This window comes from Phenylobacterium sp. CCH9-H3 (assembly GCF_001557235.1).
Lineage (GTDB): Bacteria > Pseudomonadota > Alphaproteobacteria > Caulobacterales > Caulobacteraceae > Phenylobacterium.
The window spans coordinates 1-11700 of sequence record NZ_LSJI01000227.1 but is presented as its reverse complement, the minus strand read 5'-3'; the positions used below and the strand labels follow the sequence as shown (position 1 = coordinate 11700).

At 68.7% G+C, this 11700-nt stretch carries 15 protein-coding genes; 9 read left to right on the top strand and 6 right to left on the bottom strand.

Translation table 11 applies throughout. The features are described 5' to 3' along the window. The first annotated feature begins 19 nt into the window (after positions 1-19). Positions 20-1105 (top strand): class II fructose-bisphosphate aldolase, encoded by a 1086-nt coding sequence (gene fba / locus AX721_RS19935; protein WP_068877728.1) that lies wholly within the window; start codon positions 20-22, stop codon positions 1103-1105. 202 nt (positions 1106-1307) lie between these two features. Here the strand turns inward: fba and AX721_RS19930 are convergent, their stop codons facing one another. Continuing rightward, a complete protein-coding gene (locus AX721_RS19930) occupies positions 1308-1688 on the bottom strand; it encodes a nuclear transport factor 2 family protein (protein WP_068877727.1) in 381 nt (126 codons plus the stop codon). Positions 1689-1801: 113 nt separating this feature from the next. On the opposite strand from AX721_RS19930, the gene AX721_RS19925 reads away from it, so the two are divergent. After that, on the top strand, positions 1802-2338 hold the full coding sequence (locus tag AX721_RS19925) for a 2'-5' RNA ligase family protein (protein ID WP_068877726.1): 537 nt from the start codon (positions 1802-1804) through the stop codon (positions 2336-2338). A gap of 16 nt (positions 2339-2354) precedes the next feature. Here AX721_RS19925 and AX721_RS19920 read toward each other — a convergent pair whose 3' ends face one another. The 3 genes from AX721_RS19920 to AX721_RS19910 all read right to left on the bottom strand — a co-directional run bounded on the left by AX721_RS19920 (position 2355) and on the right by AX721_RS19910 (position 4906). Then, the gene (locus AX721_RS19920; RefSeq protein WP_068877725.1) at positions 2355-4013 is read right to left on the bottom strand and encodes an MFS transporter; all 1659 of its coding nucleotides are present in this window, start codon (positions 4011-4013) and stop codon (positions 2355-2357) included. An 82-nt stretch (positions 4014-4095) separates the two neighbouring features. Next, the gene (gene bfr, locus AX721_RS19915; RefSeq protein WP_068877724.1) at positions 4096-4578 is read right to left on the bottom strand and encodes a bacterioferritin; all 483 of its coding nucleotides are present in this window, start codon (positions 4576-4578) and stop codon (positions 4096-4098) included. Between the two features lie 142 nt (positions 4579-4720). After that, positions 4721-4906 (bottom strand): bacterioferritin-associated ferredoxin, encoded by a 186-nt coding sequence (locus AX721_RS19910; protein ID WP_068877723.1) that lies wholly within the window; start codon positions 4904-4906, stop codon positions 4721-4723. A gap of 199 nt (positions 4907-5105) precedes the next feature. Here AX721_RS19910 and AX721_RS19905 point away from each other — a divergent pair, with 199 nt between their 5' ends. The 4 genes from AX721_RS19905 to thiE are packed head-to-tail and all read left to right on the top strand — an operon-like array spanning position 5106 to position 8333. Then, positions 5106-6506, top strand: a complete 1401-nt coding sequence (locus tag AX721_RS19905; protein ID WP_068877722.1) for a cytochrome ubiquinol oxidase subunit I — start codon at positions 5106-5108, stop codon at positions 6504-6506. Next, positions 6503-7531, top strand: coding sequence for a cytochrome d ubiquinol oxidase subunit II (gene cydB / locus AX721_RS19900; protein ID WP_068877721.1), 1029 nt, complete (start codon positions 6503-6505; stop codon positions 7529-7531). Before AX721_RS19905 ends, cydB begins: the two co-directional genes overlap by 4 nt. After that, the gene (locus AX721_RS27525) at positions 7515-7661 is read left to right on the top strand and encodes a hypothetical protein (protein WP_156467284.1); all 147 of its coding nucleotides are present in this window, start codon (positions 7515-7517) and stop codon (positions 7659-7661) included. Before cydB ends, AX721_RS27525 begins: the two co-directional genes overlap by 17 nt. A 24-nt stretch (positions 7662-7685) precedes the next feature. After that, entirely contained in the window at positions 7686-8333 is a 648-nt protein-coding gene (gene thiE / locus AX721_RS19895) for a thiamine phosphate synthase (protein ID WP_068877720.1), read from the top strand. Here the strand turns inward: thiE and AX721_RS19890 are convergent. Continuing rightward, positions 8330-8743: a GFA family protein gene (locus AX721_RS19890; protein ID WP_068877719.1), complete on the bottom strand. Its 414-nt coding sequence runs from the start codon at positions 8741-8743 to the stop codon at positions 8330-8332. The genes thiE and AX721_RS19890 overlap by 4 nt on opposite strands. 76 nt (positions 8744-8819) lie before the next feature. Between AX721_RS19890 and AX721_RS19885 the strand changes: the two genes are divergently transcribed. Continuing rightward, the gene (locus AX721_RS19885) at positions 8820-9617 is read left to right on the top strand and encodes an inositol monophosphatase family protein (protein ID WP_068877718.1); all 798 of its coding nucleotides are present in this window, start codon (positions 8820-8822) and stop codon (positions 9615-9617) included. Positions 9618-9633: 16 nt separating this feature from the next. Then, the gene (locus tag AX721_RS19880) at positions 9634-10674 is read left to right on the top strand and encodes a glycerophosphodiester phosphodiesterase (protein ID WP_068877717.1); all 1041 of its coding nucleotides are present in this window, start codon (positions 9634-9636) and stop codon (positions 10672-10674) included. A gap of 18 nt (positions 10675-10692) precedes the next feature. Here AX721_RS19880 and AX721_RS19875 read toward each other — a convergent pair whose 3' ends face one another. Next, positions 10693-11046, bottom strand: coding sequence for a phage holin family protein (locus tag AX721_RS19875; RefSeq protein ID WP_082765668.1), 354 nt, complete (start codon positions 11044-11046; stop codon positions 10693-10695). 181 nt (positions 11047-11227) lie between these two features. On the opposite strand from AX721_RS19875, the gene AX721_RS19870 reads away from it, so the two are divergent. Next, positions 11228-11700, top strand: a 473-nt coding sequence (locus tag AX721_RS19870) for a hypothetical protein (RefSeq protein WP_156467283.1), incomplete at its 3' end; no start/stop codon positions are given.

The window sequence follows — 11700 nt, the reverse complement described above, 5'->3', positions numbered from 1 at the left end:
CAGGTGGGGACCTGAAGTTATGGCCAGGATTACGCTTCGACAGCTTCTCGATCACGCGGCCGAGCACGGCTACGGCGTGCCCGCGTTCAATATCAACAACATGGAACAGGCACTGGCGATCATGGAGGCCGCGGAGGCCACCGACTCGCCGGTGATCATGCAGGCGTCCCGCGGCGCCCGGTCCTACGCCAACGACATCGTGCTGAAGCACCTGATCGACGCCATGGCCGAGATGTACCCGCACATCCCGATCTGCATGCACCAGGACCACGGGAACAACGAGGCCACCTGCGCCACCGCGATCCAGTACGGCTTCACCTCGGTGATGATGGACGGCTCGCTGAAGGCCGATGGCAAGACCCCGGCCGACTACGACTACAACGTCAAGGTCACCCGCAACGTCGTGGACATGGCCCACTGGGTCGGCGCCTCGGTGGAGGGCGAGCTCGGCGTGCTCGGCAGCCTCGAAACCGGCATGGGCGAGAAGGAAGACGGCCACGGCTTCGAGGGCAAGCTCGGCCACGACCAGCTGCTGACCGACCCCGATCAGGCGGTGGAATTCGTGAAGGCCACCGAGGTGGACGCCCTGGCCATCGCCATGGGCACCAGCCACGGCGCCTACAAGTTCACGCGCAAGCCGGACGGCGACGTCCTGGCCATGAACGTGATCGAAGAGATCCATCGCCGCCTGCCCAACACCCACCTGGTGATGCACGGCTCCTCGTCGGTTCCACAGGACCTGCAGGAGATCATCAACAAGTACGGCGGCGAGATGCCCCAGACCTGGGGCGTGCCGGTGGAAGAGATCCAGCGCGGCATCAAGCACGGCGTGCGCAAGATCAACATCGACACCGACAACCGCATGGCCATCACCGGCGCGATCCGGAAGGTGTTCGCCGAGAAGCCGGGCGAGTTCGACCCGCGCAGCTACCTGAAGCCCGCCAAGGAGGCGATGCGCAAGGTCTGCATCCAGCGCTTCGAGGAGTTCGGCACCGCCGGCCACGCCTCCAGCATCAAGCCGATCCCGCTCTCAGAAATGGCCAAGCGCTACGCCTCGGGCGAACTGGCCCCCAAGATCGGCATCACCCGCGTCGCGGCGGAGTAGCGCGCGGCTGGGGGTGTAAACCCCTCTCGCTTCGCGAGCTCCGCGGGAGGGGGAGCACTTTGGCGCGCCCGGTTAGGTCCTCCCCCGCTTGGGGGAGGTCCAGCGGCGCATCGCGCCGATGGGGAGGGGGTTCAAGGCCTGAGCCATGGTGGTGAAGCCCCCTCTCGCTTCGCGAGCTCCCCCGGAGGGGAGCATCTGTGCGTCAGGCTCTCGCGAGCAGCTCGCCCATCAGGCGGTGGACGAGGTTGATGGCCTTCAGCGGGCGGATCATCACCTTGAAGTGGGTGATCTTCCCCGCTTCGTTCCAAGAGACGATGTCGACGCCGTTGACGGCGATCCCCTCGATCTCACAGGCGAATTCCAGCACGGCCGACCGCTCCGCACGCCACTCGCCGACGTAGCGGAACGTCTCGTTGTTCAGGACCTGCAGGGCGCCGGCCAGGTATTTGACCGTGATCGCCTTGCCGACCTGCGGCGTGTGCACCACCGGGCTCTCGAACACCGCATCCTCGGCGATCAGGTCCTTGAGCGCGGCCATGTCGCGCGCCTCCACCACGGCGTGCCAGCGGGCGATCGGGTCCATCGGGGTCTCCACAGACGACAGGCCGCCATCTTGGCGCCGGCGCCGCCGGGTCGCGCAAGCCTCGCCATAGGCGAAATCGCCGGGATGACGCACAATCGCAGGTGGAGGGTCCGATGGAGACGCTGGAAGTCATCGCCCGGCCGCGTTTCGACAAGGCCGACCTGGCCTGGCTGACCGACATCCGCTCGCGGCGGGCTGGCAGCCGCGGGCCGCCCTATTTCACCCTGGTCTTCCCCGGGGTCCAGATGACGCCGGCCGCCTTCACCGAGCAGATCCGCAGGGCCGCGGCTCCGGTCCAGCGCATCCGGTTCCGCCTGCGCTCGGCCATGGTGGTCCACGAGCATACCGTGGGTCGTTTCCACGTGTTCCTGATCCCCGACGAGGGGTTCGGCGCGATCCTCAAGCTCCACGACGCCCTGCACGTGGGGCCGGTCGAGGCGGCGCTGCGGTCCGAGACGCCCTATCTGCCCCACATCACGGTGGCGACGACCGCCGACTACGCCGCCGCCCGTAAGGTGGCCCAGGCCCTGAACCTGGGAGATCTGGACATCGCCGGGCACATCGACGCGCTGGAGGTCGAGCGTCGGGACGGCGAGGTGATCCGCAAGGTGGCCGACATCCCGCTCGCAAAGAGCGGCTGGCTCGGCTGACGATCCGGCGGCGGCCTCAGGCCTCGATGGGATTCCCCTTCATCTCCTTGACGAAGAAGAAGCCGACGACGGCGGTGAAGGCCGCCACCGCGATCGGATACCAGAGGCCGTAGTAGATGTTGCCCGTGGCGGCCACCATGGCGAAGGCCGTGGTCGGCAGGAACCCGCCGAGCCAGCCGTTCCCCAGATGATAGGGCAGCGACATCGAGGTGTAGCGGATGCGCGCCGGGAACATCTCCACCAGCGCCGCCGCGATCGGGCCATAGACCATGGTGACGTAGATCACCAGCAGCCACAGCAGGAAGACCACCATCGGCTTGTTCACCAGCGCCGCATCGGCTTTCGGCGGGTAGCCCGCGTTGGTCAGCAGGGCGCCCAGTTCCTTCGTCCAGGCGGCCTTCCGCGCGTCGAACTCGGCCTTGGGCAGACCGGCGCCCTCGAAGCTCGCGAGCTGCGCCGCGCCCACCTGCACCACCGCCACCGTCCCGGCCGGCGCGGCGCGGTTCTCGTAGGAGACCCCGGCGCCCGCCAGCGCCGACTTGGCGATGTCGCAGGCGCTGGTGAAGGCGGTCTTGCCCACGGGGTCGAACTGCAGCGCGCAGCTGGAGGGATCGGCGATGACCAGGACCGGCGCCGACGCCGTGGCCTCAGCCAGCTGCGGGTTCGCCGCCGCCGTGAGGGCCTTGAAGATCGGGAAGTAGGTGAGCGCCGCCAGCACGCAGCCGATCAGGATCACCGGCTTGCGGCCGACCTTGTCCGACAGCCAGCCGAACAGCACGAAGAACGGCGTGCCGAGTGCGAGCGAGATGGCGACCAGGGTGTTGGTCAGCGCCCCGTCGACCTTCAGCATCTTCTCCAGGAAGAACAGGGCGTAGAACTGGCCGGTGTACCAGACCACGGCCTGGCCCGCCGTCAGGCCCGCCAGCGCCAGGATCACCAGCTTGAGGTTGCCCCATTCGCCGAAGCTCTCGGCCAGCGGCCGCTTCGAGGACTTCCCCTCGTCCACCATCTGCCTGAACACCGGGCTCTCGTTGAGCCGCAGCCGGATCCACAGCGAGACGCCCAGCAGCAGGATCGAGACCAGGAACGGGATCCGCCAGCCCCAGGCCCGGAAGGCGTCCTCCCCGATCTGGGTCCGCACCAGGAGGATGACGATCAGGCTGAGAAACAGGCCGAAGGTCGCGGTGGTCTGGATCCAGCTGGTGTAGAGGCCGCGTTTGCCCTCCGGCGCGTGCTCCGCGACATAGGTCGCGGCCCCGCCGTACTCGCCGCCAAGGGCCAGCCCCTGGACGAGGCGCAGCGTGATCAGGAGGATGGGCGCGGCGACGCCGATGGTCTCGTAGCTGGGCAGCAGGCCGACCACGAAGGTGGAGATGCCCATCAGCAGCATGGTGACCAGGAAGGTGTTCTTGCGGCCCCAGAGGTCGCCCAGCCGGCCGAAGACGATGGCCCCGAACGGCCGCACCGCAAATCCCGCGGCGAAGGCCAGCAGGGCGAAGATATAGCCCGTGACCTCGTTCACCCCCGAGAAGAAGTGCTGGGTGATGAAGCCGGCGAGGGAGCCGTAGAGGTAGAAGTCGTACCACTCGAACACCGTGCCGACCGAGGCGCCCGCGACCACTGTCACGTTCGACCCGGACCGCGCCGGCGCGCCTTCCTCCTCCCCAGCCGCCATACCCGCTCTCCACCAACTATGGGACGGGACCGTAGGGCGAAGCTCGCGGGCGTAGCAATGCCCCGCCCGCCTGGCGGGCGCGTTATCCCTCGGCCAGCTCGCCCATGGCGCTTTGCAGGTAGTTCTGCTCGCCCAGGCTCTTCACCAGGCTGATCTGGGTCTCGAGGAAGTCGATGTGCTCCTCGGTGTCGCTGAGGATCTCGGTCAGCAGTTCGCGCGACACGAAGTCGGCGGACGCTTCGCAGAGCTTGATGCCTTCGATGAGCGTCGTCCGGCCCCCGACTTCGACGCCGAGATCGGCGGCGAGGCCCTCGGCGACGGACTCGCCGATCGAGAGCTTGTGCAGGTCCTGCAGGTTGGGCAGGCCGTCGAGGAACAGGATGCGCTTGATGAGCTTGTCGGCGTGCTTCATCTCGCCGATCGACTCTTCGTAGGTGATCTTTCCGAGCCGGGCGAAACCCCAGTTCTCGTACATGCGCGCGTGCAGGTAATACTGGTTTACGGCGGTCAGCTCATTGGTGAGGACCGCGTTCAACAGCCTGATGATCGCCTTGTCGCCTTGCACCGTAGAGCCTCCATCACAACGCTAGACGCGGGAATGCCTCTGGCGGGCATGAAGTGTCAAAGACAATGTCTGCGAGTGATTTGCGGTTGCTGAAAAATCCGCAGATTTGCCTGCGAATGATTTTCGCTCGCCGGAAGACGACCTATTCCGCGGCGAACCGCAGGGCTTCGCGTTCCTCATCCAGGATCTTGCGCATGTCGCAGACGCAGCGGGCGCATTGGGCCGCGGAGTCGCAGGCCTTGAAGATCTGGGCGGGCCGCGATGCGCCGGCGGCGATGGCCGCGCGGACTTCGCGCTCACGGATGCCATTGCAGTTGCAGACGTACATGGGGCGCGAGCGGCTCCTGGCTGACGCTTCCGATCTAGCGCCCTGCGATTAAGTTTGCAAGTCATTCGCAGAGAATGATGAATGCATTCAAACCTGCGGCAGCATGTCGCAGCGACCGACGGTCGAGCTTGGACGTTCTAGGCGCCGGGAAACGGCCAGGCCTCTTAAAGATGCGGGAGCCGGCGTCACGGGGACGGCGATGGAACTCGATGCCCTGATACTGTCGCGGCTGCAGTTCGCGTTCACTATCGCGTTCCACATCATCTTCCCCAGCTTCACTATCGGACTCGCCAGTTTCCTGGCGGTGCTGGAGGGGCTGTGGCTGGTCACCAAGAACGAGGCGTTCAAGGCGCTGTACCTGTTCTGGGTGAAGATCTTCGCGATCTCCTTCGGCATGGGCGTCGTCTCCGGCGTGGTGCTGAGCTACCAGCTGGGCACCAATTGGAGCGTGTTCTCGGCCGTGGCCTCGCCGGTGATCGGGCCGCTGCTGGCGTTCGAGGTCCTGACGGCCTTCTTCCTTGAAGCCTCGTTCCTGGGCGTCATGCTGTTCGGGTGGAAGAAGGTCGGCCCCGGCCTGCACTTTGCCGCCACGGCGCTGGTGGCCGTCGGAACGCTCATCTCGGCCTTCTGGATCATCTCGGCCAACAGCTGGATGCAGCACCCGACCGGCTTCACGACCCTGCCGGACGGCACGCTGCGCGCCGTCGACTGGTGGCAGGTGATCTTCTCGCCCACTTTCCCCGAACGCTTCGCCCACATGGCGCTCGCCGCCTATCTGACCACGGCCCTGGTGGTGGGCGCGGCCTCCGCATGGCGCATCCTGCGCCGGTGGGGCCAGGACGGGCCGCTGGACGAGGAGGCCTCGCGCCTGGCCCTGCGCATGGCCATCGGCATGTTCGCCATCGTCGCGCCGCTTCAGCTCCTGGTGGGGGACCTCTCCGGCAAGGACGTGCTGCGGGTACAGCCGGCGAAGCTGGCCGCCATCGAAGCGTTCTGGGAGACGCGCACCGAGCAGCCGTTCCATATCGCCGCCTGGCCGGACCGGGCGGCCGAGGGCAACCGCTTCGAGCTCTCCATTCCCAAGCTGGGCAGCCTGATCACCGCCGGCAGCCCCTCGGCGGAGGTCAAGGGCCTGAAGGCCTTCGCACCCGAGGACCGGCCGCCGGTCTTCATCGTCTTCTGGGCCTTCCGGGTGATGGTGGGGCTGGGCCTGTTGATGATCGGGCTGGGCGCCTGGGGCGTCTGGCTGCTGTGGCGCACGCGCGGACCTGAATACAGCAGGCCGTTCCTGCGGGCGGCGGTGGCCATGGGCCCCGCCGGCTTCGTGGCGGTGATCGCCGGCTGGGTCGTGGCCGAGGTGGGTCGCCAGCCCTATGTGATCTACGGCGTGCTGCGCACGGCCGACGCCGTCTCGCCGGTCGGGGCGGGCCAGGTTTCGGCCTCGCTGCTGGCCTTCATGGGCATCTATGCGGTGATCTTCAGCGTGGGCGTGCTCTACATCCTGCGCCTGATCGCGGAAGGGCCCGAGACGCCGCCGCAGGACGCCGATGAGCCGCCGGGCAATCCGCTGGCCGCGGGAACGAAGGGAGCGGCGCCATGAGCCTCGACCTGCCGCTGATCTGGGCCGGGATCATCGCCACGGCCGTGCTGCTCTACGTGCTGCTCGACGGTTTCGACCTGGGGATCGGCATCCTGTTCCCCTTCGCGGCCTCACCCCAGGAACGCGACGTGATGATGGACTCCATCGCGCCGGTCTGGGACGGCAACGAGACTTGGCTGGTGCTCGGCGGCGGGGGCCTCTTCGCGGCCTTTCCCTTCGCCTACTCGGCCCTGATGCCGGCGCTGTACTTGCCGGTGATCCTCATGCTGCTGGCGCTGATCCTGCGCGGCGTCGCGTTCGAGTTCCGCCACCATGGCCGGATGCGCGGCAAGGCCTTCTGGACCGCGGCCTTCGCCGGCGGCTCGATCGCCGCGACCCTGGCCCAGGGCCTGGTCCTGGGCGGCTTCATCCAGGGCGTGACGCTGGAGGGACGCACCTTCGCGGGCGGCCCGTTCGACTGGCTGACGCCCTACAGCCTGCTCGTCGCGGCGGGGCTGCTCGCGGGCTACACCCTATTGGGCGCCACCTATCTGATCTGGCGGACCGAGGGCGAGCTGCAGGTGCGGGCCCGACGCTGGGCCTGGATCGCCGCTGGGGCCACCGCCGCACTCCTCGCGGTGGTAAGCGTCGCCACGCTCCTGGTCCATCCGCGCATCGCCGTGCGCTGGGGGTTCGAGGACGGGGCGTTCGACCTCGCGACCCTTGCGCCCCTGATCCCCATCCCGCTGCTGGGCCTCGTGGGCCTGGGCGTCGTGATCCTGGGCATCCGGCGCGCCCATCACGCCACCTCGCTCATGGGCGCCTACCTGGTCTTCCTGTCCGGCTACATCGGCCTGGCGATCGGGTTCTTCCCCAACATCGTGCCCTACGACATGAACTTCCGGCAGGCGGCCAATGCCGACAATGCGCTGGGCCTCATGCTGGTGGGCGTCGTCATCCTCCTGCCGGCCATCCTGGGCTATACGGCCTGGGTGTACTGGCTGTTCCGGGGCAAGGTGGGGAGTGGCGATGCCGGCTATCATTGAACCTCCGCCCGAGGGCGGCGAGGCTCTGGCGCCGCTGTGGAAACGCCTGGCCTGGTTCGGGGGCCTGTCGCTCACCGGCGCGCTCTCCTGCGCCGGCATCGCCTATGCGCTGAAGATGCTGCTGCGCTGAGGCGCGGCGTGTGTATTTAGGGCCATGGCCCTACCGCTCTGTCGCCTCTACCTGATCACCCCGCCGCGCCTGGACGACCTAGCGGCCTTCGGCCACGTCCTGGCCCAGGCGCTCGACGCCGGCGACGTGGCGGCGCTGCAGATCCGCCTGAAGGACGCGCCGGACGAGGTGATCGCCGCGGCCGTCGACGTGCTGATGCCCATCGCCCAGGCCCGAGGGCTTGCGGTCATCCTCAACGACAGGCCCGACCTGGCCGCCCGCCTCGGCTGCGACGGGGTGCACATCGGCCAGACCGACGGGACCTATGCCGAAGCGCGCCGCCTGGTGGGCAAGGACCGGATGGTGGGCGTCACCTGCCACGACAGCCGCCACCTGGCGATGGAGGCGGCCGAGGCCGGGGCGGACTATGTGGCGTTCGGCGCCTTTTTCCCCACCACCACCAAGGATGCGCCGACGCGCGCGGATCCCGAGATCCTGACTATCTGGCAGGAGACGATGGAGGTTCCCTGCGTGGCCATCGGCGGGATCACGGCGGACAACGCTCGGGGTCTCGCCGCCGCCGGGGCCGACTTCCTCGCCGTGTCCGCAGGGGTCTGGAGCCATGGCGACGGCCCGGCCGCGGCGGTGAAGGCGCTCAACGCCGAGATCGCGGCGGGCCTGGCCGAGCGCTAGTCCGCCCCGTCCTCGAATTCCCGCAACCCTTCCGGCGGCCGGACGAAGGGGTGCCGGGTCGAGGTGTAGACCATGCGCTGCGGCGCCGGCAGCGTCGGATCGGCAAACGCGCCGCCGGCCACGCCCAGCACCTCCTCGTCGTCGTCGGGTACGAACCACCAGAGGTTCGATCCGCAGCGGGGGCAGAAGTGGAACCTGGCCTCACCGTCCGGCAACTGGAAGGTAGACGGCGTCCCCCGCCGCGCGATCATCTGGTCCGGGTGGAAGTAGACCGTGACGCCGAAGAAGCTTCCCGTCCGCCGCTGGCAGCGGGTGCAGCAGCAGCTGGACACCAGCATCGGCTCGCCCCGCATCGTCACCGCCAGGTCCCCGCACCAGCACGACGCGACCCGCTCGACAGCCTGTGTCATCGGACTCTCCTTGCTTTCATACCGGCCCGACACTAGGTTCCGCGCCCTCTATTCCCGCCCGAGATCTTTTGAAACCGTGAGCACCCAATCCGCCCTTCTGAAGGTGATGAGCGACGCTGCGCGCAAGGCCGCGCGCGGGCTCAACCGTGACTTCGGCGAGCTGGCCGAGCTGCAGGTCGCCAAGAAGGCGCCCGCCGACTTCGTCTCCGCCGCCGACCTCAAGGCCGAACAGGTGCTCTTCGAGGCGCTGACGAAAGCCCGACCCGGCTACAGCTTCCACGGCGAGGAACGGGGCCTGATCGAGGGCACCGACAAGACCCACACCTGGATCGTCGACCCGCTGGACGGGACCACCAACTTCCTCCACGCCATCCCGCACTTCGCCATCAACATCGCGCTGGAACGCGCCGAGGTGGGCGTCGTGGCTGCGGTCACCTACAACCCGATCACCAACGAGCTGTTCTGGGCCGAGAAGGGCAAGGGCTGTTACGTCAACGACCATCGCCTGCGGGTGGCCGCGCGCCAGCGCATGGACGAAGCCGTGCTGGCGACGGGCATCCCGTTCCTCGGCCACGGCCAGCACGCGAAGTTCCTCAAGGAGCTGCACCAGATGACCCAGCGGGTCGCGGGCGTCCGCCGCTTCGGCTCGGCCGCGCTCGACATGGCCTGGGTCGCCGCCGGCCGCTACGACGGCTACTGGGAACGCGACCTGAAGCCCTGGGACCTGGCGGCCGGCGTCCTGCTGGTCACCGAGGCAGGCGGCAAGGTCACCGACGCCGAGGGCGGCGACGCGGTGCTGGGCAAGGGTTCGGTGGTGGCCTCCAACCTCGACCTGCACCCCCAGATCGTCAGTCGTCTGGCTGCCGCAAAATAGAGCCTAAGGTGCGGGCATGCTGACTCGCCGCACCCTCGCCGCCGCCGCCGCCGCCGCCGCCGCCGCCCTCGCCGCCACCGCAACGGCGGTCTTCGCCCAGCCCAGGCGGAAGCCCCTGGTCATCGCCCACCGGGGCGCCAGCGGCGAGCGGCCGGAACACACGCTGATGGCCTATCGCCTGGCCATCGCGCAGGGCGCCGACTTCATCGAGCCAGACCTGGTGGCCACCAAGGACGGCCATCTGGTCGTGCGGCACGAGAACGAGATCTCCGGGACCACCGACGTCGCGAACCGGCCCGAGTTCGCCGCCCGCCGCGCCGAAAAGGTCATCGACGGGGAGAAGGTCGCCGGCTGGTTCACCGAAGACTTCACCCTGGCCGAGCTGAAGACCTTGCGCGCCCGCGAGCGCCTGCCGGCTCTTCGCCCCGGGAGCGCCCGCTTCGACGGGCAGGAGACGATCGTCACCTACCAGGAGGTCATCGACCTGGCGAAGGCCGAGGGCCGGCGGCTGGGACGGACCATCGGGACCTATCCCGAGATGAAACACCCCACCTACTTCGCAGGGATCGGCCTGCCGCTCGAGGCGCGGCTGGCCGATGCGCTGAAGGCGAACGGGCTCGCGACCCGGTCGGCGCCGGTGTTCGTGCAGTGCTTCGAGGTCGAGCCGCTGAAGGCCATCGGTCAGCTCGTGCAGAGCCGCCGCGTCATGCTGGTGAGCCGGGGACCCGCGCCGGTGGACGTCACGTCCGAGGCCGGCGTGAAGGCCATCGCCGCCTTCGCCGAGGGCCTGGGGCCGGAGTGGCCCCTGGTCGTACCGACCGCGGACGGCGCGCTCAGCGCGGCGACCGGGCTGGTCGGCTGGGCGCACGCCGCGGGGATGGCCGTCCACCCCTGGACCGTCCGCGCCGAGAACGCCTTCCTGCCCAAGGCGCTGCAGCGCGGGCAGGGGCCGGCCGCCCACGGGGACGTCGATGCGGTCCTGAAGGCGCTCTACGCCGCCGGTGTCGACGGCCTCTTCAGCGACTTTCCAGCCCTGGCGGTCCGGGCGCGAGGCTGAGCGGCCACGCGCGCCACATCAGCGGCGGTCGTCGCGGATCGCCATGCCGCCGATCCAGCTCGCGACGCCGGTGACGATGGCGGCCAGCACGCCGGGGATCAGGCCATCGACCGTGAAGCCGCGCAACAGCCAGGCCACCAGGCCGATGGTGGCGGCGTTCACCACCAGCAGGAACAGGCCCAGCGTCAGGATCGTCAGCGGCAGGGTCAGGATCACCAGCACCGGTCGGACCAGCGCGTTCACCACGCCCAGAAGCAATGCCGCCAGGATCAGAGTCCCGGTGTTCGAGACGTGCACCCCCGGCACGATGGCCGAGGCCACCCAAAGGCCCAAGGCGGCGAACACCGCCCGCACGAGAAACTTGGCCAGCATCTGAAGTCCTCCGCGGTCCGTATCCCAAAGCCTAGCTTGCCGGGGCCCGCTCGAAAACGCGCCTCTCGCGTAACAAGCTTCGCCGAAACAAGGGTCCGTTCATGTTTGCGGGGCAGAGTGCTGCGACAGCCTGCCGCACTGGGGAGCGCGGCGGACCTGTTCGGATAGGGGATGTTCCGTCGTGATCGCGAGGGCTTGGAGCCTGCTGGATGATCGTCTGGACGCCGTGGCCGCCACGGCGCGCCAGGTGTTCGGCGTCCGCATGGCCGTGGGCTGCGGCGCGGCGCTGCTGACCGCCTATGTCTATGGCCCGATCTGGGGCGGCGGCTGGTTCGCGGCCTTCGCGGCGGCCGAGGCCTGGACCCGGTTCATGACCCGACCGGTGGGGCGTGGCGAGGCCATGAGCCGCCGCCAGCGCGCGGCCTACATGGTCTCGATGTTCGGCTCGAGCGTCGTCTGGGCGAGCCTGGCCGCCCTCTACTGGTTCGAAGGGCAGGAGCCGTTCCGCCTCGCCGCCATGGCGATCCTGGCCGGTATGATGGTTCATGCTCAGGGCTTCTCGTTCCGCTCGCCCGCGGCTCTCGCGGCGCTGGGCTCGACGCCGGCCGTCATGTGGTTCGTGCTGCCGGTGGGCTTCGGCGGGTTCAGCGGCCC